This window comes from Acidiphilium sp. 20-67-58, assembly GCF_002255515.1.
GTDB lineage: Bacteria > Pseudomonadota > Alphaproteobacteria > Acetobacterales > Acetobacteraceae > Acidiphilium.
This window is the reverse complement of the sequence record NZ_NCAS01000013.1, coordinates 40,901-62,875: the sequence shown is the minus strand read 5'-3', so window position 1 is coordinate 62,875 and position 21,975 is coordinate 40,901. Positions and strand designations below refer to the sequence as shown.

At 67.9% G+C, this 21,975-nt stretch carries 16 protein-coding genes; 9 read left to right on the top strand and 7 right to left on the bottom strand.

The window, feature by feature from the left end:
• The first annotated feature begins 49 nt into the window (after nt 1–49).
• The 8 genes from metK to B7Z76_RS07205 all read left to right on the top strand — a co-directional run bounded on the left by metK (nt 50) and on the right by B7Z76_RS07205 (nt 8,141).
• Complete coding sequence (gene metK, locus B7Z76_RS07240) at nt 50–1,237, top strand: methionine adenosyltransferase (protein ID WP_174502165.1); 1,188 nt, start codon at nt 50–52, stop codon at nt 1,235–1,237.
• On the top strand, nt 1,227–1,928 hold the full coding sequence (locus B7Z76_RS07235) for a tRNA (guanosine(46)-N(7))-methyltransferase TrmB (protein WP_174502166.1): 702 nt from the start codon (nt 1,227–1,229) through the stop codon (nt 1,926–1,928). The genes metK and B7Z76_RS07235 overlap by 11 nt, the downstream gene beginning before the upstream one ends.
• 194 nt (nt 1,929–2,122) lie before the next feature.
• Nucleotides 2,123–3,385: an ABC transporter substrate-binding protein gene (locus tag B7Z76_RS07230; RefSeq protein ID WP_236656182.1), complete on the top strand. Its 1,263-nt coding sequence runs from the start codon at nt 2,123–2,125 to the stop codon at nt 3,383–3,385.
• Nucleotides 3,386–3,539: 154 nt separating this feature from the next.
• Nucleotides 3,540–4,373, top strand: a complete 834-nt coding sequence (locus tag B7Z76_RS07225) for a branched-chain amino acid ABC transporter permease (protein WP_236656184.1) — start codon at nt 3,540–3,542, stop codon at nt 4,371–4,373.
• Complete coding sequence (locus B7Z76_RS07220; RefSeq protein WP_174502168.1) at nt 4,370–5,356, top strand: branched-chain amino acid ABC transporter permease; 987 nt, start codon at nt 4,370–4,372, stop codon at nt 5,354–5,356. The genes B7Z76_RS07225 and B7Z76_RS07220 overlap by 4 nt, the downstream gene beginning before the upstream one ends.
• The gene (locus B7Z76_RS07215; protein ID WP_174502169.1) at nt 5,353–6,117 is read left to right on the top strand and encodes an ABC transporter ATP-binding protein; all 765 of its coding nucleotides are present in this window, start codon (nt 5,353–5,355) and stop codon (nt 6,115–6,117) included. Before B7Z76_RS07220 ends, B7Z76_RS07215 begins: the two co-directional genes overlap by 4 nt.
• The gene (locus tag B7Z76_RS07210) at nt 6,114–6,824 is read left to right on the top strand and encodes an ABC transporter ATP-binding protein (protein ID WP_174502170.1); all 711 of its coding nucleotides are present in this window, start codon (nt 6,114–6,116) and stop codon (nt 6,822–6,824) included. Before B7Z76_RS07215 ends, B7Z76_RS07210 begins: the two co-directional genes overlap by 4 nt.
• A gap of 99 nt (nt 6,825–6,923) precedes the next feature.
• On the top strand, nt 6,924–8,141 hold the full coding sequence (locus B7Z76_RS07205; protein ID WP_174502171.1) for a YbfB/YjiJ family MFS transporter: 1,218 nt from the start codon (nt 6,924–6,926) through the stop codon (nt 8,139–8,141).
• 12 nt (nt 8,142–8,153) lie between these two features.
• On the opposite strand, the gene ilvD is transcribed toward B7Z76_RS07205, so the two are convergent.
• The 7 genes from ilvD to B7Z76_RS07170 form a co-directional block, all read right to left on the bottom strand.
• Complete coding sequence (ilvD, locus tag B7Z76_RS07200) at nt 8,154–10,007, bottom strand: dihydroxy-acid dehydratase (RefSeq protein WP_291343023.1); 1,854 nt, start codon at nt 10,005–10,007, stop codon at nt 8,154–8,156.
• 61 nt (nt 10,008–10,068) lie between these two features.
• Nucleotides 10,069–10,275, bottom strand: a complete 207-nt coding sequence (locus B7Z76_RS07195) for a ribbon-helix-helix domain-containing protein (protein WP_174502173.1) — start codon at nt 10,273–10,275, stop codon at nt 10,069–10,071.
• A complete protein-coding gene (locus tag B7Z76_RS07190; protein WP_174502174.1) occupies nt 10,272–12,848 on the bottom strand; it encodes an MMPL family transporter in 2,577 nt (858 codons plus the stop codon). Before B7Z76_RS07190 ends, B7Z76_RS07195 begins: the two co-directional genes overlap by 4 nt.
• 42 nt (nt 12,849–12,890) lie before the next feature.
• Nucleotides 12,891–13,874 (bottom strand): TAXI family TRAP transporter solute-binding subunit, encoded by a 984-nt coding sequence (locus B7Z76_RS07185; RefSeq protein ID WP_174502175.1) that lies wholly within the window; start codon nt 13,872–13,874, stop codon nt 12,891–12,893.
• A gap of 109 nt (nt 13,875–13,983) precedes the next feature.
• Nucleotides 13,984–14,934 (bottom strand): prolyl aminopeptidase, encoded by a 951-nt coding sequence (pip, locus tag B7Z76_RS07180; RefSeq protein WP_291343019.1) that lies wholly within the window; start codon nt 14,932–14,934, stop codon nt 13,984–13,986.
• Nucleotides 14,921–16,075: a DegT/DnrJ/EryC1/StrS aminotransferase family protein gene (locus B7Z76_RS07175; RefSeq protein ID WP_291343017.1), complete on the bottom strand. Its 1,155-nt coding sequence runs from the start codon at nt 16,073–16,075 to the stop codon at nt 14,921–14,923. The genes pip and B7Z76_RS07175 overlap by 14 nt, the downstream gene beginning before the upstream one ends.
• A 9-nt stretch (nt 16,076–16,084) precedes the next feature.
• Complete coding sequence (locus B7Z76_RS07170; RefSeq protein ID WP_291343016.1) at nt 16,085–17,986, bottom strand: nucleoside-diphosphate sugar epimerase/dehydratase; 1,902 nt, start codon at nt 17,984–17,986, stop codon at nt 16,085–16,087.
• Nucleotides 17,987–18,120: 134 nt separating this feature from the next.
• Between B7Z76_RS07170 and putA the strand changes: the two genes are divergently transcribed.
• Complete coding sequence (gene putA, locus B7Z76_RS07165) at nt 18,121–21,933, top strand: trifunctional transcriptional regulator/proline dehydrogenase/L-glutamate gamma-semialdehyde dehydrogenase (protein ID WP_291343014.1); 3,813 nt, start codon at nt 18,121–18,123, stop codon at nt 21,931–21,933.
• The last annotated feature ends 42 nt before the right edge of the window (nt 21,934–21,975 follow it).

The following is a 21,975-nucleotide window of genomic DNA, read 5'->3' as shown; positions in this document are numbered from 1 at the left end:
CGCCGCCGCCCGGCCCGGGCACGACGCTTCGCGACAAGAGGAGAAATCCATGCGCGACAAAGGTGACTACCTGTTCACCTCGGAATCGGTCTCCGAGGGCCACCCCGACAAGGTTGCCGACCGGATTTCGGACACTGTGCTCGACGCCTTCCTGGCGGCCGACCCCTATGCGCGCGTTGCCTGCGAAACGCTGGTGACGACGAACCGGATCGTGCTCGCCGGCGAAACCCGCGGCCCCTCGACCATCACGCGCGAATATCTCGCCCATCTCGCCCGTCTTGCGGTGCATGACATCGGCTACGAGCAGGACGGCTTCTCCTGGCGCGACGCGAAGATCGACGTGCTCCTGCACGAGCAGTCGGCCGATATCGCCGTCGGCGTCGATGCGGCCGGCAACAAGGACGAGGGCGCAGGCGACCAGGGCATCATGTTCGGTTATGCCTGCTCCGAGACCGACGCGCTGATGCCGGCGCCGATCTATTATGCCCATCTGATCCTCCGCCGCATGACCGAGCTGCGCAAGATCGGCGATGCCCGCGCCGCGGGCCTGCTGCCGGATGCCAAGAGCCAGGTCACACTGCGCTATGCCGATGGCAAGCCGGTGGGCACCACCTCGATCGTGGTCTCGACCCAGCACGAGGACGGGATGAGCCAGGACGAGATCAAGGCGATGCTCCGCCCGCTGGTCACCGAGCTGCTGCCCGAAGGCTGGATGTGCCCGGACGATCAGTTTTACGTGAACCCGACCGGCAAGTTCGTCATCGGCGGGCCGGACGGCGATTGCGGCCTGACCGGGCGCAAGATCATCGTCGACACGTATGGCGGCGCGGCCCCGCATGGCGGTGGCGCCTTCTCCGGCAAGGACCCGACAAAGGTCGACCGCTCGGCCGCCTATATGTGCCGCTACCTTGCCAAGAACGTGGTCGCCGCCGGCCTCGCCACCCGCTGCACCATCCAGGTCAGCTACGCGATCGGCGTATCCCACCCGCTTTCGGTCTATGTCGACATGCATGGCACCGAGCGGGACGTTGATCACGCGAAGCTGGAGGCCACGCTGCGCGAACTGGTCAACCTTACCCCGCGCGGCATCCGCGAGCATCTGCACCTCAACCGGCCGATCTATGTGCCGACCTCCGCCTACGGCCATTTCGGCCGCGAGCCGGATGACCGGCTCGGTACGTTCACCTGGGAGAAGACCGACCTCGCGCCGGCGCTGAAGGCCGCGTTTGGCCGCTGAGGAGACTGTCGAAGAGGCGGGCGGCAAGGCACTCAAGCCGCCGCCCGACCGGCTCTATGGCCGTGCCCGCGGCCACGCGCTGCGGGCACGGCAGGAAGAGCTGATCGAGACCCTGCTGCCGCGTCTGCGCTGGCCGGGGCAGGATTTCTCGAACGCGCCGAAGGAACTCTGGATCGAAGTGGGGGCCGGCGGCTTCGAACATGCCGAAGCGATTGCCGCGGCGAATCCCGATATCGGCCTTGTTGCCTGCGAGGTGTTCGTCAATTGCATCGCCTCGCTGCTCTCGCGCCTCGCCCCTGACGGCGCCGAGCCGATAATTCCGGACAATCTGCGCGTGCATGATGACGATGCCCGCGCCCTGCTGCGCAGCCTGCCGGCGGGTTCGGTTTCGCGCCTGTTCCTGATGTTTCCGGATCCCTGGCCGAAGGCGCGCCACGCCAAGCGCCGGTTCGTTCACCCGGCAATTCTCGCCGAGGTTGCCCGCGTGCTCCGTCCCGGCGGCATCTGGCGCATCGCCAGCGACGATCCAACCTATCAGCAATGGGTCGATGAAGTCTTTTCTAACGATGTTACATTTTCTTTGTTAAATAAAACGATGTCCCGGCCAGAAGGATGGCCGGCAACACGCTATGAAGCCAAGGCGGCAAGGGCAGGACGACAGTCGCACTACTGGACATTTGTTTCAAAATAGCTTTTTGTCGCGACGTTTTACGACCTTACGGCGGTTGACAGATCAGGTATGCACGATACAACCGGAATGTGACGTGCGGTCGTCACTGGGTCGTCTGCATCACAATGTTGTCAGAATGTCTCGTTAGTGAAAACGGGCCGCATGTGTCGCTGAGCCGGTGTGCCGCCTTGCGCGGCCACATTACGGAAGGGGAAATGATCCAAATGGATTTTGTGAATTCTGCATCGTTCAACCGCCGCGGCCTGCTCAAGGCTGGCGCGGCCGCCGGCGTGTCCAGTCTTGTCCTGCCGCAGGTCACCTGGGGCGCCAGCGAAAAGCCGGTCAAGATCGGCATGATCGACCCGCGCACCGGTGTCTACGCACCGGCTGGCCACAACGAAATCATCGGCGCCACCATGGCGGTCGACGAGATCAACAAGAAGGGCGGCATTCTCGGCCGGCCCGTCCAGCTCATCGTCGAGGATGACAACAGCCTCCCCGGGCCTGCCGTCAGCAAGGCGCAGAAGCTCGTCGCCGAGGACAAGGTCAACTTCCTCATGGGCACGGTGAACTCCGCCGCGTCCGAATCGCTCAGCCAGTTCGCCCTGCAGCACGAGATGCTGTTCGTCGACACCGGCGGCCACGCCGACGACGTGACCGGCAGCAAGTGCCACTGGACCACGTTCCGCACCTGCTCCACCACCTGGATGCTCACCGCGGGCGACTTCAAGACCCTGTTCAAGAAGTTTGGCAAGAAGTGGTTCTTCGTTGTCCCCGACTATGCGTTCGGTCACGCCCTCTACAAGGACTACATGGTCCAGCTGAAGAAGGCGGGCGGCGAGGCCGTGGGGCATGCGCTCGCGCCGCTCGGCACCACCGATTTCTCCTCCTACCTGATTCGTGCGCGCGCCGCGAAGCCGGACGTGCTGATCTGCCTGCAGGCGGGCGATGACCTCGTGAACCTGCTGAAGCAGGCGGTGCAGTTCGGTCTCGACAAGCAGATCGCCATCGCTGGCGCGCTGCAGGAAATCGAAGTGCTCCAGGCGCTGCCGAAGGCCGCTCTCCTCGGCTGGTGGACCTTCGAGTGGTACTGGAACCAGCCCGGCGTTCCGCATGTCGCCGATTTCGTCACGGAAGTGAAGAAGCGAAGCGGCGGCAAGGTGCCAACGGCGCGAACCTGGTTTGGCTATTCGACCGCCCACGCCATCGCGATGGCCGCGAACCAGGCGAAGTCTCTCGACTCGCTGAAAGTGGTCAAGGCTCTCGAGGGCATGGAACTGCCGCCGGAAGTCGCGCTGCAGCCGGGCAAGGTGCATTACCGCGCCGAGGACCATCAGATGATGGCGAACATGTTCCCGGGCTACGTTCCCAAGGACGCGAGCTACCCGAACCTGTTCAAGGTCGCCGATGTGGTCCCGAGCGAGTCGATCGCGCTCTCGCCCGCCGCGTCCGGCTGCAAGATAACCTACCCGAGCTAAACTCCGTCCGCATGGTGGCTTTCTCTGGCCCACGACGCGAGTCGTGGGCCAGTTCGCTGGTGCGACCATGCGACTTGTCTGAAGCCGCGCCCGCGGGCGCTAAATGTGAAGTGAAACCGTGGAATCTCTGTTATTATACAGTGCCTTCAACGGCTTGGTTGTCGGCATTTTCTACGCGCTGATGGCGCTTGGTCTGTCGTTGATTCTGGGTCTGAACGGCGTCATCAACTTCGCCCATGGCACCTTCATGGCGCTTGGCGGCTATCTTGCCTTCACGCTCGAGCCCTATATCGGCTTCTGGGGCGGTCTGGTCGTGGCGCCGATGCTGGCGGTCGTGGTCGGCCTGGCGACCGAGCGTTTCCTGATCCGCCCGCTCTACGGGCGCGATCCGCTGTTTTCGCTGCTGCTCACCTTCGGTCTGGCGATGATCATGGAAGACCTGATCCGCACGATCTGGGGATCGATCGGCCAGCCTTTCTCCCTGCCGGCCTATCTGAATTCGCCGCTCAGCTCGTCGCTGTTCTTCCTCACCGGCTTCCGCCTCGTCGTCATCGCCATCACCGTCCTGGTGACCGGCGCGCTGTTCGCGGTGTTGCGGTTCAGCCGCATCGGTATCCGGATACGCGCCGGCAATGCCGATCTGGAAACCATCTCCTCGCTCGGTGTGAACATCTTCTTCCTGCGCGCTGCGAATTTCGGGATCGGCATTTTCCTGGCCGGTGTCGCCGGCATTCTCGCCGCCGGGCAGCTCGGCCTGTCGCCCACGATCGGTGATTCGCTGATCATGCCTGCCTTCGTCGCCATCATCGTCGGCGGTGTCGGCAGCCTGATGGGCAGCGTGCTCGGTGGCCTGATCATCGGCATCGCCTCCGGTCTTACCGCGGCGTTCTTTCCGGTCGCGCAGGAAGTCGTCATTTACGTCATCATGGCGGTGGTCCTGGTCATCCGTCCCCGTGGCCTGCTCGGGCAGGAAGGTCTCTTCGAATGAGTTCTGCACTTGAAACCAGGCCGCCCTCGCGGCCTGCCTCCTCGATCGGCGGCCGCGAGATTTCCGCGGCCATCATCTGGCTCGCCCTGCTCTTCGTGCCGATCTGGCTGCCCGCCATCGGCGGCTTCACCGATCTCGCCTCCCGCGTGCTGATCTACGCTATGGCCGCGACCGGGCTGAACCTGCTGCTCGGCTACACCGGCGGCCTGTCCTTCGGCCATGCAGCCTATTTCGGCCTCGGCGCCTACGGCACCGGATTGTTCATCATCCACGTGATCCCCTCGATGCCGCTCGCCCTGATCGCCGGCACGCTGCTCGGCGGGATCGGCGGCATCCTGGTCGGGCCGATGGTGATGAAGCGCAAGGGCATCTATTTCTCGATGATCACCATCGCCTTTGGCCAGATGTTCTACTTTCTGGCGGTCCGCTGGAACACCATCACCGGCGGCGAGGACGGGCTTACCGGCTTCTCCCGCGTGCCGCTGCATCTCGGTGGCCAAGCCGTCAAGCTCGGCCCGGCGGGATTCTATTACGTGGTGCTGGCGCTGTTCGCCGTTGTCATGCTGGTGGTGTGGCAGATCCTGCGCTCGCCGATGGGGCATGCTTTTGTCGCGACGCGCGAGAACACCACGCGGCTGCGCTTCCTCGGCGTTGCGGTGGACAAGCAGATCTGGGTCGCCTTCGCGATTTCGGCCTTCATCACCGCACTGGCCGGCAGCCTGAACGCGATGCTCACGGCCTTCGCCTCGCCGGATGACCTGCAATGGCAGCTTTCCGGCTCCTTCGTCGTGATCTGCGTCCTGGGCGGCATGCGCAGCTATTGGGGTCCGTTTCTCGGCGCCGCGATCTACATCGTGGCGCAGGACTACCTGTCGAGCGTGACGCAGAACTGGATGAGCTATATCGGCCTGATCTTCGTCCTGTCGGTGCTGTTCTTCCCGCAGGGACTGCTTGGCTTCATCAAGGGGAGGGGGCGGTCGTGAGCCTTCTGAAACTCGAACATGTCGGCCGCCGGTTCGGCGCGCTCCAGGCTCTCAAGGATATCTCGCTCGCGGTCGAGCCGGGCGAACTGCGCGCCGTGATCGGGCCGAACGGCGCGGGCAAGACCACGCTGTTCAACCTGATCAGCGGCTTCTTCCCGCCCACCGAGGGGCAGATCATCTTTGACGGCCAGCCGATTACTGCGGTCAGCCCGAACGACCTGGTCCGCCGCGGCATCATCCGCACCTTCCAGATCACCCAGGTTTTCCTCTCGCTCTCGGTCTATGAGAATGTCCGCGTTGCGGTGGAGACGGCGATGGGCTTGCAGCTCCGCCCGTGGATCTCGCGGGCGACGCGCGCAAAGGTCGATGACAAGGTGGACGAACTGCTTCAGGTCACCCGCATCGCCGACAAGGCGGATCGCATCGTCGGCGAGATGTCGCATGGCGACCAGCGCGTGGTGGAAATCGGCATCGCCCTGTCGCGCCATCCGCGCCTGTTGCTGCTCGACGAGCCGACCGCCGGCATGGGGGATGAAGAAACCCACCACATGACCGACCTGATCCGCCGGCTCAACAAGGACCAGGGCATCACCATGCTGTTCGTCGAGCACGACATGGCGATCGTGTTCGGCATCGCCGACCGCATCACCGTGCTCGACAACGGCACCTTCCTTGCCGAGGGCACGGCGGCGGAAATCTCCGCCAATCCCCGCGTCCAGAGCGCCTATCTTGGAACCGCCATCGAGGAGACCGCCGCATGAGTGCCGTTCTCGAAGCCGAGGGCCTGCAGACCTATTACGGCAAGAGCCACATCCTGCACGGCGTTTCGCTGAAGGTGAACCAGGGCGAGCTGATCGCCCTGCTCGGCCGCAACGGCGCCGGCAAGACCACCACGATGCGCAGCGTCATGGGCCTCACCCCGCCGCGCGATGGCAACATCAAGCTGTTCGGCAAGGATGTGACTAAGGCGGCGTCCCATCGCATCGCCAATGCCGGCGTCGGCTATGTTCCCGAGGGTCGCAAGATTTTCGGGCACATGACGGTCCACGAGAACCTGCTCGTTCCCCCCGAGACCAAGGGGCCCTGGACCATCGAGACCATCTACAAGCTGTTCCCGCGGCTTGAGGAACGCAAGACGAGCAAGGGCGGACGACTCTCCGGCGGCGAGCAGGAAATGCTCGCCATTGCTCGCGCGCTGCTGCTCAACCCCAAGTTCCTGATCCTCGACGAGCCTTCCCAAGGGCTTGCCCCCGTCATCGTGCAGGAAGTGATGCGCACGATCGGGCGGATGAAAAACGAGGGTATGTCGATCCTGCTGGTCGAGCAGAACGCGCATCTCGCCCTGCAACTCGCAGACCGGGCCTATGTGCTTTCCGACGGCGAGGTCGCCTATGACGGCTCCGCCGCCGAACTTGGCGCCGATACCGAGCGGATGGAACACCTCGCCGGCGTCAGCCACGTAGGCTGACGCTTTCACGTTCGGCGTCAGCCATCTAGGCTGATGCTGGAGCGATTGGCGTCACGGCGCCGTTCCGTTAAGCATGGCAGGTCAGTCATGAGGCCTGCCATGTCATCCATCGCCGACTCCCCTGCCGCCACGACAGCTACCGATCGCGAGGCCGCGAAAGTCATGGCGGCGGGCATTGCCAGCATGGTCCTTACGGTCGGCCTTGCCCGTTTCCTCTACACGCCGCTCCTGCCGGTGATGCAGGAGCAGGCGCATCTCTCCATCACCGGCGGCGGCTGGCTCGCGACGGTAAATTATGCCGGCTACATGAGCGGCACCCTCCTGATCGCCGCGATCGGCGACCTGCGCACCCGCTTCCTGTTCTACCGCGCCCTGCTCGGCATCGCCGTCATCACCACGGCGGCGATGGGCCTGACCACCAACCTGGTCGCCTGGGCGGTGCTGCGCTTCTTCGCCGGGATGACGGCGGTGGGCGCGCTGCTGCTCGGCACCGGGCTGATGCTTGCCTGGCTGCGCCATCATGGCAGGCGACTCGAACTCGGCGTGCCCTTTGGCGGCCTCGGGCTTGGCATCGTTGTCTCCGGCCTGCTGCCGATGGCGATGGCCGGCCGGCTCGACTGGGCGGGCGAGTGGATTGCCTCCGGCCTGTTCGGCATCGTCTTCCTGATCCCCGCCTGGGCGTGGATGCCGATGCCGAAACCTGCCGATCCCGCCGGACCCGCCGCCCTGGCGGACACGCCGCCCGTCGCCCGTTGGATGGTGCTGTTCGTCGCCGCCTATTTCTGCGCCGGCGTCGGCTATGTCGTCAGCGCCACCTTCATCGTCGCCCTGGTGGCGCATCTGCCGGCGCTGCGCGGCATGGGGAATCTGGTCTGGGTCGTGGTCGGCCTCGGCGCGATCCCGACCGCCCCGCTCTGGGACCGCGTTGCCCGCCGCACGGGCGATATCAGGGCACTGCTCGGCGCCTTCGCCCTGCTCACGCTCAGCATCGTGATCGGCGCGATCACGCGCGGCGTCGCACTCTCGCTGTTCGGCGCGGCACTCTATGGCTGTTCGTTCAACGGCGTCACCAGCATGACGCTGACGATCATCGGGCGGCTCTATCCGCGCAATCCGTCGAAGGCGATGGCGCGGATGACGATCAGCTTCGGCGCCGCGCAGATCATCGCGCCCGCCGTCTCCGGCTATATCGCGGCACTCACCGGCAGTTACGACGGCGCGTTATGGATGGCAGCTTCGGTGATGGTCACCGGCATGGCCTGCCTGCTGCTGCTCCCGCGCCGACGCACGCAGGCGGCAGCCGAAGCCGCCGCCTGATCCGTATGGTCGTCAGCGCCCGCGCTGCACCTGCGTCACGTCGCGCACCGCGCCGTTGGCGGCACTCGTGGTCAGCGCGGCATAGGCCTGCAGCGCGGCACTAACCACGCGCTCGCGCGCCGCCGGGCGCCATGCCGCCTTGCCCTTTGCCTCCATCGCCGCGCGCCGCGCCTCGAGCGTCGCCTCGTCGAGCTTCACGTCGAGCTTGCGGTTCGGGATGTCGATGGCGATGATGTCACCCTCCTCGACCAGGCCGATCGCTCCGCCCTGCGCCGCTTCCGGCGAGATATGCCCGATCGAAAGCCCCGCCGTGCCGCCGGAGAACCGCCCGTCGGTGATCAGCGCGCAGGATTTCCCGAGGCCCTTCGATTTCAGATACGAGGTCGGATACAGCATTTCCTGCATTCCCGGCCCGCCTTTCGGCCCCTCGTAGCGGATCAGCACCACGTCGCCCGCCTTGACCTTGTCACCGAGAATGCCGGCGACCGCATCTTCCTGGCTCTCGAAGATCCGTGCCGGTCCCTCGAAGACGAGGATCGAGGCATCGACCCCCGCCGTCTTCACGATCGCGCCGTCGAGCGCGATGTTGCCATACAGAACCGCGAGCCCGCCATCCTTGCTGAACGCATGTTCGGCGTCGCGGATGACGCCCTTCTCGCGGTTAAGATCGAGGTTCTCGTAGCGCCGGCTCTGGCTGAACGCCTCGGTCGTCCGCACCCCGCCGGGGGCCGCGCTGTAGAGCGTCTTTGCCGTCTCGCCGCCGCGCATCACGTCCCAGCGGTCGATCGCCTCGCCGAGCGTCTTCTCATGCACCGTGGAGCAGTCGCGATGGATCAGACCGGCGCGGTCGAGCGCGCCGAGAATGGCCATGATGCCGCCGGCGCGGTGAACATCCTCCATGTGGACATTGCTGACCGAGGGCGAGACCTTGCAGAGATTGGGCACCCGGCGCGAGAGCCGGTCGATGTCCGCCATGGTGAAGTTCAGCTCGCCCTCGCGCGCCGCAGCCAGCAGATGCAGCACCGTGTTGGTCGATCCGCCCATCGCGATGTCGAGCGACATCGCGTTCTCGAACGCCTTGAACCCGCCGATCTGCCGCGGCAGCACGCCCTCGTCGTCCTGCTCGTAATAGCGCCGCGCGAGATCGACGATCTGCCATCCCGCCTCGACGAACAGCCGCTTGCGGTCGGCATGGGTGGCGAGCAGCGAGCCGTTGCCCGGCAGGGCAAGGCCGAGCGCCTCGGTCAGGCAGTTCATCGAATTGGCGGTGAACATGCCCGAACACGAGCCGCAGGTGGGGCAGGCGGAGCGTTCCATCACCGCCGCCTGCTCGTCGGTCTTGGTCGGGTCGGCGGCGACGACCATGGCGGTGATCAGGTCGGCCGCCTTGGTCTCGCCATCGGCGATGTATTTGCCCGCCTCCATCGGCCCGCCCGAGACGAAGATGGTCGGGATGTTCAGCCGCATCGCCGCCATCAGCATGCCCGGCGTGATCTTGTCGCAGTTGGAAATGCAGACCAGCGCATCGGCGCAATGGGCATTGACCATGTATTCCACGGCATCGGCGATCAGCTCGCGCGAGGGCAGCGAATACAGCATCCCGCCATGGCCCATGGCGATCCCGTCATCGACGGCGATGGTATTGAATTCCTTCGCCACGCCGCCGGCGGCCTCGATCTCGCGGGCGACGAGCTGGCCGAGATCCTTCAGGTGCACATGGCCGGGCACGAACTGGGTGAAGGAATTGGCGATGGCGATGATCGGCTTGCCGAAATCCGCATCGCCCATGCCGGTGGCGCGCCAGAGTGCGCGGGCCCCCGCCATGTTGCGGCCGTGGGTGGAGGTGCGGGAACGGTATTGGGGCATGGTGTCTCGTTTCCAGTCTGGCGATTTTGACGGATATTATAGGGTCAGCGAAGGTGCCGCGCTACCCTGCGTCGGTCAGGGCAAATACCCGCAGCGCCGAGGCAAGCGGGCGCTCGGGGTCGCGGGCCGCGTCCACCTCACGGACCAGCGTGCCGAGCGCCACGCCCCGCCGCGCCGCCGCCGCCTCCAGCGCTGCCCAGAATTCCGGCTCCAGCGCCACGCTGGTGCGGTGTCCGGACAGCGAAAGGCTGCGCTTTTCGAGACTCATTCCCGGCGTGGCAGCACGGAGAGCAGCGCGGGCAGGAAAACGAAAGTGGCGATCAGCACCGCCACCAGGCTCAGCAGCAGCAATTCGCCAAGGCTCGCCGTGCCGCGATCACGCGAGGCGGCGAGCGATCCGAAGGCGGTGCCGGTGGTCAATGCGGAGAACAGCACCGCCCGGGCCGTGGCCGAACCCAGCAAATGTTTCATGCCGTCGCGCCAGTTCATCACGAAATACACGTTGAACGACACGCCGACCCCGAGCAGCAGCGGCAGGGCGATGATGTTCGCGTAGTTCAGCTGCAGCCCGGCGAGATGGGCGAACAGGGCGGTCAGAAAGGCCGACAGCGCCAGGGTCAGCACCACCAGCGCCGAATCCCGCGCCGAGCGCAGAAACAGCATCAGGATCAGCGCGATCGCGACGGCGGCCAGCGCCGCGGCCTCGCGGAAGGCACCGAGGATCGTATCCGCCGTCGCCACCGTGGTCGCCGCCGGCCCGGCGGCAACCGGCACCACCGTCTCCACCGCCCGCACGAAGCGCCACAGCCCCGCAGAGCGCTGCGCCGCCGCGGTCGGGATCACCTGCACCCGCACCGCGCCATCCGGCAGGAACCAGTCCCGCCGCACCGATTCCGGCAGGTTCGCCGCCGTGATCTCCTGCGGTGAGAGCGCCTGGTTCAACCGTTGCAGCGCATCCGGCAGGTAGCGGGTCAGGGCAGCGTTCATCGCCATTACCCGCTCATCGGGGGCGGATTTCAGCTGTTCCAGCGCAGCACCGATGCCGCGCAGCGGCGAATCTTGCGGCAGCTTGTCCGCCACCGCGGCGATCGCCGCCGCGGCTTTGGCCGCCGCCGCGCGCAGACGCTCGGGGCTGGCCGCCGGCGGCGCGCCGGTCGCAAGGCTCGGCGCCAGAATGCCCTGCGTCTGCTGGATCATGCCGAGCTTGGCGCTCTGGTGCTGCGGCACGAAGGTGGCCCCGGAAATCACCTGCGCCACCTCGGGCAGCTTGCCGAGCCGCGCCGAAAGCGCGCGTGCATCCGTCACGTTCTTGGCCAGAACGTTGATGTAGAAGGGATTCGTCACCGATTTGCCGAGCAGCGAGTGCAGCGTCCGCATCGCCTCGGTGTTCGGGTTCTGGGTATCGAGCGGGTTGGCGTCGAATTGCAGCGTCGCGGCGGCGAGAATCCCGGCGAGCGCGGTCGCGGCGAATACGCCGAGCACTGCGCGGCCATGGCGGCGCAGCGTGCCATCCGCCCAGTCGCCGATCGGAAAGCCGATCCGCTCCACCTCGCCGCGCGGTCGGGTGAAGGCCAGCAGCGCGGGGAGGAAGCTGATCGTGCAGAAGAAGGCGATCACCATGCCGATGCCGGCGATCAGCCCAAGCTCGGCGACACCGACGAAGCTGGTCGGCACGAAGGCGAGAAAGCCGCAGGCCGTCGCCCCGGCGGCCAGCGCGATCTGCAGCCCCGCCTCGTCCGCCGCCCCGATCAGCGCCAGCGCGGGGTCGTCCACCCGGTGGCGCACGTCGCGCAGCCGCACGCAGAACTGGATCGCGAAATCGACCGCGAGCCCGACGAACAGGATCGCGAACGCCACCGAAATCAGGTTCAGCGTGCCGATGGCGAGGGCGGCGAAGCTGATCGTCAGTGCCAGCCCGGCGAGCAGTGTGGCAAGGATCGGCACGATCATCCGCCACGACCGCACCGCCAGCACGAGCCAGAGCGTGATCAGCGCGGTGCTGATCAGCAGGCCGGCCACCATCCCCTGGGTCAGGCTCGCGAACTGCTCGTCCGAGAGGGGGATCTGCCCGGTATAGCTGATCCGCGCCGCGCCGTCCTTCACCTCCGGCAGCCCGGCGATGATCCGGCGCAGCGCCGCCGTCGCCACCCCGCCCGGCTGCAGCGCGCCATGATCGAGCACGGGATGGATCAGCACGAAGCGCACATCGCCCTGCTCGGCGGCCACCCCCGGCATCAGCAACGACTGCCAGGACAGCGGCGTCGCATGGCCCGCGGCGGCGGCATCAAGCGCCTTGCGGAATGTGTCGAGCTGGGCGCGATAGGGGGCGAGATTGGCCTGCCCCGCGCCAACCCCCACCGCCATCAGATCGATCGCCCTGAACAGCCCGGCGGCGGAGGGATCGGCGGAGAGCTGGCCGAGAAAAGGCTGTGCGATCACGATCGCGTTCAGCAATTTCGCGAGCTGGGTCTCGGGCAGCAGCAGCAGCCCGTCGCGGTCGTAGAAGCTGCCGGTGCCGGGGCGCGTGGCATCGTGGAAATCGACCTTGTCTGCCGCCACCTTCGCCGCCAGCGCCCTGGCCGCCGCATCTGCCGTTTCCGGCACATCGGCCCGCACCACCGCGACAATGAGGTTCTGGAACTGCGGAAACGCCTTGTCGAATTTCATCTGCTCCTGCCGCCAGGGCAGGCTGGCGGCGAAGAGGTGATCGGTATTGGTGTCGATGCCGAGATGCGTCGCGGTATAGGCGAGCCCGAGCACGATGGCGGCGAGATAGGCCGCGATCACCGCGCGCGCGTGGCGTCGGCTCAGCGCAACCGCGGTCATGATCAGTCTTCGCATCGAACGGTTCCGCTCAAGGATCGCATGAAGGGGGCCGGCGCATCAGCCGCGGATGAGCGCGTCCGGCACGCCAAGCCCCGACGCGCGCAGTGCCACCGCCGCGCCGGGGTGAAACGGTACCGGCGAGCTATGGTCGATCCAGCCGGGGCCAAGCCGCGCGGGACCGCTGCCGGGCAGATCGCGCAGCAGATCCGTCCGGTGCTGCATCGCCGTCGTTGTCAGCACGCCGGCGATGCTCCGCGGCAGGCTCGCGGCGCCGATGGCGATGGCCTCGGAGCCGATTGTCGCCACTGCGGCGGAGAGGTGAGGCAGCGTATGGCGCCCGATCACCGCCGCGCCGATGCCGGGCAGCGCCCTGGCCGCCGCCACGATCTCGTCATGCGCGAAGCCGATCAGGTTGAAACCGCCGCGAGCGGCCGCCTCGCGCACCGAAGGCAACGGGGTGATGCCGAAGAAGGCGCACGCGTCGAGCTGTCCGCGATGCAGCAGGTCGATCTGCTCGCCATAGAGCCCCTCGATCGCGAGCCGTGGCCTGATCCCGGCAGCGGCAAGCGCCTCCGGGGCCAGCACCGCGCCGGCGCCCCCCGCAGGGCCGACGCCGATCACTTTTCCGGCAAGATCCCGCAGCCGGCGGATGCGGCTGCGGGCCGGGGCAAAAATCTGCAGGCTGGCACCGCAAATCGGGAACAGGGCCCGAAATCCCTGGAGCTTCACGCCGCTGGTCCACGTCCCCCGGCCGGCCCAGGCCTGGTTGGCGACGGCGAGCACCACGAGGCCGAGCTGCGCCGCGTTCTGTTCCACCAGCAGCACGTTCGCAGCACTGCCGCCGGAGGCGCGATAGGACACCGAAATCCGCGCCGATTTCTGCGCCGCCTGCCCCCAGGCCTGGCCATATACCGAAAATCCGCCGCCCGGCTGCCCGGTGCCCATCGTCAGGGCGAGCGGAATGGCCGAAAGCTCGGCGGCCCGTGCGGCCAGCGGCGCTCCCATCATCGCTCCAAGAACCGCGCGCCGTCCCCGCGCCATGTCGCATCTCCTTGCCATTCGCCGCATCGTTGCGCCCGATCCGGGCAAATTCGGGGCAAAGCATGCCCTCATGGCCCGGTTAAAGCCCGAAGCGGCCTGGGGGGCAAACTCAGGTCAGGTTGCGGATCCGCTCCAGCCCGGCCAGCAGGGCCGCGCGGATGCCTGGCTCCAGCGCCGAATGCCCTGCATCCGGCACCACCGTCAGCCGCGCGGCAGGCCAGGCGGCGGCGAGGTCGAAGGCGGAGTTGGGCGGGCAGATCATGTCGTAGCGCCCCTGCACGATCTCCGCCGGCACGCCGGCCAGCCGCCCCATTCCGGCGAGCAGCCCGTCCGGCGGCAGGAACAGGTTGTTGAGGAAATAATATGCCTCGATCCGCGCGAGCCCGAGCGAGGTGCGGTCCTGCGCGAAGGCGCTGACCGTCTCGTAGCTCGGCAGCAGCGTCGAGCATGACCCCTCATAGACCGACCACGCCTGCGCCGCCGGGAGGTGGATCGCCGGATTGGGATCGCAGAGCCGGCGGAAATAACTCCCCAGCAGGTCACCGCGCTCCGTCTCGGGCAGGAAGTTCACCAGCGCCGCGTGGGCGTCAGGGAAGAAGCGGGCGATGCCTTCGAGGAACCAGTCCACCTCGCTCGGCCGGCCGAGGAAGATTCCGCGCAGCACCATGCCCATCACACGCTCGGGATGCGCCTGGGCATAGGCCAGCGCGAGGGTCGAGCCCCAGGAGCCGCCGAACAGCAGGACCTGCCTTATGCCGAGATGCTCGCGCAGCGCCTCGATATCCTCGATCAGCGCCGGCGTCGTGTTCCGCTCCAGGCTGCCGAGCGGCGTCGAACGCCCGGCGCCGCGCTGGTCGAAGATCACCACGCGCCAGAATGCGGGGTCGAAGAAGCGTCGATGCACCGCGCCTGCGCCGGCGCCCGGCCCGCCATGCAGGAACAGCACCGGCCGCCCGCGGGGATTGCCCACCTGCTCCCAATAGATCACATGCCCGTCGCTGACCGGCAGATACCCCGTCTGATACGGGCCAACCTCGGGAAACAGATCACCGCGCGGCATCTGCTGCCCCTTCGAGACAGGCCTCGATCACCCGCGCCACCTGCGCGTCGTCGAGATCGGGATGCAGCGGCAGCGCCATGATCCGGGTTGCCACATCCTCGGACACCGGCAATGCCGCCCCGTCATGCGCGGCGCGATAGGCCGGCTGGTGATGCAGCGGCTTCGGGTAATACACGGCGCTCGGAACACCGCGGGCGCGCAGCCGCGCCTGCATCGCCTCGCGCTCCGCGCCATCGCGCAGCAGCACCGCATAGATCGCCCATGCGCTCGAACTCTGCTGCACGCGGACGGGGGTGGCAAACACCGATGCCAGCGCCGCGTCATAGCGCCGGGCGATCGTCTCGCGCCGCACCAGTTCGGCCTCGAACACGTCGAGCTTGGCGAGCAGCACCGCCGCCTGCAGCGTGTCCAGCCGCCCGTTCATGCCGATCCGCTGCACATCGTAGCGCGTCGTCCCCTCGCCATGGGTGCGCAGCGAGCGATACAGCGCCGCGCGCTCATCGCTCTCGGTGAACAGCGCGCCGCCATCGCCATAAGCACCGAGCGGCTTCGAGGGGAAGAAGCTGGTCGCCGTCGCATCCGCAGCGCGGCCGAGGCGCTCGCCGCCGAGGGCGGCGCCGAAGGCCTGGGCACAGTCATCCAGCGTGAACAGCCCGTGCCGGTCGGCGATATCGCGCAGCGCCGGCCAGGGCGCGGGCTGCCCGAACAGATCGACGCCAACCACCGCCCGCGGCCGCAGCAATCCGGCCGCGCGCACCGCGCCGATGCGCGCCTCCAGATGCGTGGGGTCGATCTGGAAGGTCGCCGGATCGATATCGACAAAGACCGGCGTCGCACCGAGCAGCAGCGGCACCTCGGCGGTCGCGGTATAGGTGAAGGCCGGCAGGAACACGGCATCGCCCGGCCCGATCCCCTCCGCCATCATCGCGATCTGCAACGCGTCGGTGCCCGAGCTCACGCTGACGCAATGCGCCGCACCGCAGAAGGCGGCGAGCCGCTGCTCCAGCTCGGTGACTTCGGGGCCAAGGATGAACTGGCCATGCGCCAGCACGGCGTCGATCCGCGTCCGCAGGCCGGCGCCGAGCCGCGCCTGCTGCGCCTTGAGATCGAGAAACGGAATCGGGGGAAGATCGGTGTCCATCGGCGTTATCTAGCCGGTCGGGCCCGCCGCGGCGAGGGGTTGCGCGCCGAACTCGGGCACCAGCCTCGCCAGCGCCGCGAGCGCGGCCGCCGCCTCGCCACGCTGGATCAAGGCGGCCAGCTCGTCGAAGGCGCGGCCGACCAGGGCTGCGTCCGCCACCCGGGGTGCGGCCATCAGCAGGCCGGCAAACCCGGTCTCGATCGGGCGTTCGGCGCCGTGGAACAGCTCCTCGAACAGTTTTTCTCCCGGCCTGAGCCCGGTGAAGCGGATCGGGATGTCGAGATCGGGCCTGAGCCCCGCAAGGCGGATCATCTGCCGCGCCAGATCGACGATCTTCACCGGGTCGCCCATGTCGAGCACGAAGATCCCGCCTTGTGCGACCGGCAGCGCCGCGTTCGAGCGGCCGACCACGGCGGCCTGCAGCACGAGCGAGACGGCCTCGCGCACGGTCATGAAATAGCGCCGCATGTCGGGATGCGTCACCGTGAGCGGCCCGCCGCGGCCGAGCTGGCGGCGGAACAGCGGCACCACCGAGCCGGTGGAGCCGAGCACGTTGCCGAACCGCACGGTGACGATCCGCATCCCCGCCTGCCGCCGCGCCGCGACGTCGAGCCCCTGGGCATACATCTCCGCCAGCCGTTTCGACGCCCCCATCACCGAGGAGGGGTTCACCGCCTTGTCTGTCGAGATCAGCACCATCAGCCCGGCGCCGGCGGCACGCGCGGCATCGGCGACGTTGCGGGTGCCGAGCGCGTTGGTGGCGATGCCTTCCAGCGGGTTGGCCTCGACGATCGGCACATGTTTCAGCGCCGCCGCGTGGAACACGAGGTCTGGCCGCCATTCGGCGCAGAGCGCCTCGATCCGCGCGCGGTCGCGCACATCGGCGATCACCGCCGCGCGCGCGAGGCCCGGCAGCAGCTCCGATAGTTCGAGATCGATCTGCCACAGCGCGAATTCGCTCGAATCGAGCAGGACGAGCCGCGCCGGCCCGAACCCCGCGACCTGCCGGGCCAGTTCCGAGCCGATCGAGCCGCCGGCGCCGGTCACCAGCACGCAGCGCCCCTGGATCATCCGCGCCATGCCCTCGCGGTCGAGCGCGACCTGCGGGCGGTTGAGCAGGTCCTCGATGGCGATCGGGCGCAGCGCGGTCTCCGGCTCGCCCGGCGTGGTGGGCGAGAGGGCGGTCGGGCGCGGGGCGCGGGCGGTGCGGATGCCGCGGCGCTCGGCCTCGTCCATGATCTCGCGCAGCGCCGGGCCGACAAGTTCGCGGCTCGCCACGACCAGCACGGCCGGCATCTGCCCGGCCTCGGCCAGTCGATCGAGCGCGGTTGCCAGCCCGCTGACCTCGCCGAGAATCGGCACGTTATGAATGCGCCGGCCGGTCTCCCGCGCCGAACCGGCCAGCACGCCGATCACCCGGTAGCGCTGGTGGCTTTCGCGCGAGAGGGCGGCGAGGAACAGCTCCGCTCCCTCGCCATCGCCGAGCAGCAGCGCGGTTTCGGCATCGTCCGACAGCACCTCGCGCCGGGTGCGGGCCATTCGATAAAGCACGCGCGGCGCCAGCAGTGCCAGGCCGAGCGTGATGATCAGCAGCGGTGGAAAGCTTGCCGAGGGGATCCGCGCGCCAACGCCTACGAGCAGAAGCACGATCAGCAATGCGGCGGAGACCGCGCTCGCCAGCACTGCGATCGCGTCGGGCAGGGCGGTGAAGCGCCAGTGCTGTCGTGGCAGGCCGAACGGCGCGCCGATCAGCCAGATCGCCGCCGATCCGGCGAGCGGCAGGATGGGTGGCGAAGGCATCGGTTGCGCCGGGTCGGCCAGCCAGCAGGCGGCGATCACCGCCAGCGCGGCCAGCAGGCCGTCGAGGGCAAAATTGACCGCGATGCGGATCTGGCTGCGCTGCAACGTCATGGTGCTCTGTCTGTAGCGGAATTGCCCGCCGCCGTCATAGGGTGCACCGCAGCGACGAAATTGGTTGCACCTAATTTACCAAAAGGTGTAACCCGCTCTGCATCAAAGGTGCAACCGCAAGAGGAGGGACGGCAATGGCTGTCAGCACGATGGGGGTCAAGCTCGACGATCAGGTCCGCACCCGGCTCCGCGCCCAGGCCGAGCGCGAGGGGCGGACGACACATCACCTCGCCAAGCAGCTCATTCTTGCCGGGCTGGAACGGCTCGAACGCGGCGAGACGCTCGACGCCGCCGCCACCGCGGAGGACGATGCGCCGGCCGCCGTGCCCTTCCTCGAATTCGTCCAGGACGTGCAGCCGCAGACCGTGCTGCGGGCTGCGATCACCGCCGCCTACCGGATCCCGGAGACCGACGCCGTCGCCGGGCTGATCGAGGGCGCGACCCTGCCAGCCGCCGCCGCGAAACAGGGGCGGGCGACCGCGACCAGCCTCGTCACCGCGCTGCGCGCCCGCCGCAATGCCGGCATGGTCGAGACCTTGCTCCAGGAATACGCGCTGTCGAGCCATGAGGGCATCGCGCTGATGTGCCTGGCCGAGGCGCTGCTCCGCATCCCCGATGCTGCCACGCGCGACGCCCTGATCCGCGACAAGATCGGCGCCGGCGACTGGCAGAGCCATCTCGGCGGCAACAAGTCGGTCTTTATCAACGCCGCCACCTGGGGGCTGCTGCTCACCGGCCGGCTGAACGCCACCGCGAGCGAGGCGGGCCTGTCCTCGGCGCTGAGCCGGCTGCTCGCCCGCGGTGGCGAGCCGGTGGTCCGCCGCGGCGTGAACATCGCGATGCGACTGATGGGCGAGCAATTCGTCATGGGCCGCACCATCGGCGAGGCGCTGGCCAATGCCCGCAAGCGCGAGGCGAAAGGCTTCGCCTATTCCTACGACATGCTGGGCGAGGCCGCACTCACCGCAGCCGACGCCGCGCGCTACTATCGCGACTACGAACAGGCGATCCATGCGATCGGGGCCGCCTCGGGCGGCAAGGGGATCTATCGCGGGCCCGGCATTTCGGTGAAGCTCTCGGCGCTGCATCCGCGCTACAGCCGCGCCCAGCGCGCCCGGGTGATGGAGGAACTGGCGCCGCGGCTCAAGGCGCTGGCCCTGCTCGCCCGCCGCTACGATATCGGCATCAACATCGACGCCGAGGAAGCCGACCGGCTCGACCTCTCGCTCGACCTGCTGGAAGGCCTCTGCTTCGAGCCGGGCCTCGCCGGTTGGAACGGCATCGGCTTCGTGGTGCAGGCCTACCAGAAGCGCGCGCGCGCGGTGATCGAGTTCCTGATCGACCTCGCCCGCCGCAGCCGCCACCGGCTGATGGTCCGGCTGGTCAAGGGCGCCTACTGGGACAGCGAGATCAAGCGCGCCCAGCTCGACGGGCTGGAAGGCTTCCCTGTATTCACTCGCAAGATCCACACCGACCTGTCCTACCTCGCCTGCGCGCGAGCGATGCTGGCGGCGCGCACCGAGATATTTCCGCAATTCGCGACGCATAACGCGCTGACGCTGGCGAGCATCCATGCCCTTGCCGGGCCGGCCTTCGAGGTGGGGGACTACGAGTTCCAGTGCCTGCATGGCATGGGCGAGCCGCTGTATGAGGAGGTCGTCGGGCCGCAGAAGCTCGACCGGCCCTGCCGGATCTACGCGCCGGTCGGCACTCATGAGACGCTGCTCGCCTATCTCGTCCGCCGGCTGCTGGAGAACGGCGCCAATACCTCCTTCGTCAACCGCCTCGCCGATCGGCGCGTGCCGGTCGAGGCGCTGATCGAGGACCCGGTCACCGCTGCGAGGAAGATCGAGCCGCTCGGTGCGCCGCATCCGAAGATCGCGCTGCCAGCGGCGATTCTGGGCACGCGGCGCAACTCCGCTGGGTTTGATCTTGCCAGCGAGCAGCGTCTCGCCTCGCTCGGCTCGGCGCTGCTGGCGAGTCTCGAGAAGGACTGGCGCGCCGCTCCGCCGGATGCCGACCCAGCGGCACCGGGCCGGGCCGTGCTCAACCCCGCGAATACCGCCGACCGAGTGGGCACCGTCATCGAGCCGGATGAGGGCGTGGTCGGCGCCGCACTTGCCCGCGCCGCCGCCATGGCGCCGATCTGGCAGGCGACGCCCGCCGCCGAGCGCGCCGCGATCCTGCTCCGCGCCGCCGACCTGCTCGAACACCGCATGACGGCGCTGGTCGGGCTGATCGTGCGCGAGGCCGGCAAGTCGCTCCCGGCGGCGATCGGCGAGGTGCGCGAGGCGGTCGATTTCATGCGCTATTACGCGGGCCAGCTCCAGGACGGGTTCGACAACGAATCCCACCGCCCGCTCGGCGTGGTGGCGGCGATCAGCCCGTGGAATTTCCCGCTCGCCATCTTCACCGGCCAGGTTGTTGCCGCACTTGCCGCCGGCAATGTGGTGCTTGCGAAACCGGCGGAGGAAACCCCGCTGATCGCCGCCCAGGGCGTGCGGATCCTGCACGAGGCCGGGGTGCCGGCGGATGCGTTGCAACTGCTGCCGGGCGATGGGCGGACGGGCGCCGCGCTGGTGGAGGATGCAAGGGTCGGCGGCGTGGTGTTCACCGGCTCGACCGCGGTGGCACGGATGATCCAGGCCACGCTCGCGCGTCGCCTCGATGCTCATGGGATGCCGGTGCCGCTGATCGCCGAGACCGGCGGGCAGAACGCGATGCTGGTCGATTCCTCGGCGCTGCTGGAACAGGCGGTGGGCGATATCATTACCTCTGCCTTCGATTCCGCCGGCCAGCGCTGCTCGGCCCTGCGCATCCTGCTGGTGCAGGACGACATTGCCGATGCGCTGCTCGCCATGCTGCGCGGGGCGATGGAGGAACTCGCCGTCGGGGCGACGGACCGGCTGTCGAGCGATGTCGGCCCGGTGATCACGCAGGAGGCGCGGGACAATATCCGCACCCATGTCGCGGCAATGGCAGGGCGAGGGCACAAGGTATTCTCGGTGGCGCTGCCGCCGGAGACCGAGGGCGGCTGGTTCGTGGCGCCGACGATGATCGAGATCGACCATCCGTCGGCGCTGGAGCGCGAGGTGTTCGGGCCGGTGCTCCATGTGGTGCGCTATCGCCGCGAGCAGCGGAATGCCATGATCGAGGCGGTGAATGCGCTTGGCTATGCGCTTACCTTCGGCGTGCACAGCCGGATCGACGAGACGATCGCGCAGGCGATCGGCAAGGCCGAGGCCGGTAATATCTACGTCAACCGCAACATCGTCGGCGCCGTGGTCGGCGTGCAGCCCTTCGGCGGGCATGGGCTGTCGGGCACCGGGCCGAAGGCGGGCGGGCCGTTCTATCTGCGCCGGCTGCTGGCCCGGCGGCCGATGCCGCATGGCGCGGGCGAAGCGGCGCCGGCACTGGCGAAGCTGATCGGCTGGATGCGGGAGCAGGGGATCGAGACCGCGCCAGCGCGCCGGTATGAGGCGGCCGGCTCGTTCGGCGACGCCGAGTTGCCAGGGCCGGTGGGCGAGCAGAACACGTTGCGGCTCAAGCCGAAGGGGAGGGTGCTTTGTCGGGCCGCGAGTTTTGCCGGGTTGTGGCGGCAGGTTGCCGCGTGCCATGCCACCGGCAATCTGCCACTGGTGCTCTGTGTGGGGGCTGAGGCCGAGATCGCCCGCATGCCGGCGGAAATCCGCCCGGCTTTGGCACCGGAGGATGCGGTGCTGCGGGCGGACTTCCAGGCCGTGCTGTTCGAGGGGCATCGCGACGCGCTGATTGCGCTGCAGATGGCGCTGGCAGAGCGGGACGGGCTGATCGTGCCGGTCCATGCCCTGCCGGCGGAGGAATATTTCGAGTGGGATTATCCGCTCGAATTCCTGCTCGAGGAGCAGTCGGTCAGTGTCAACACCGCGGCGGCGGGGGGCAATGCCAGCCTGATGTCGATCGGCTGATTTTTGTCCCCCCCCTTAGGGGGTTAGAGCATCGTTATCCGA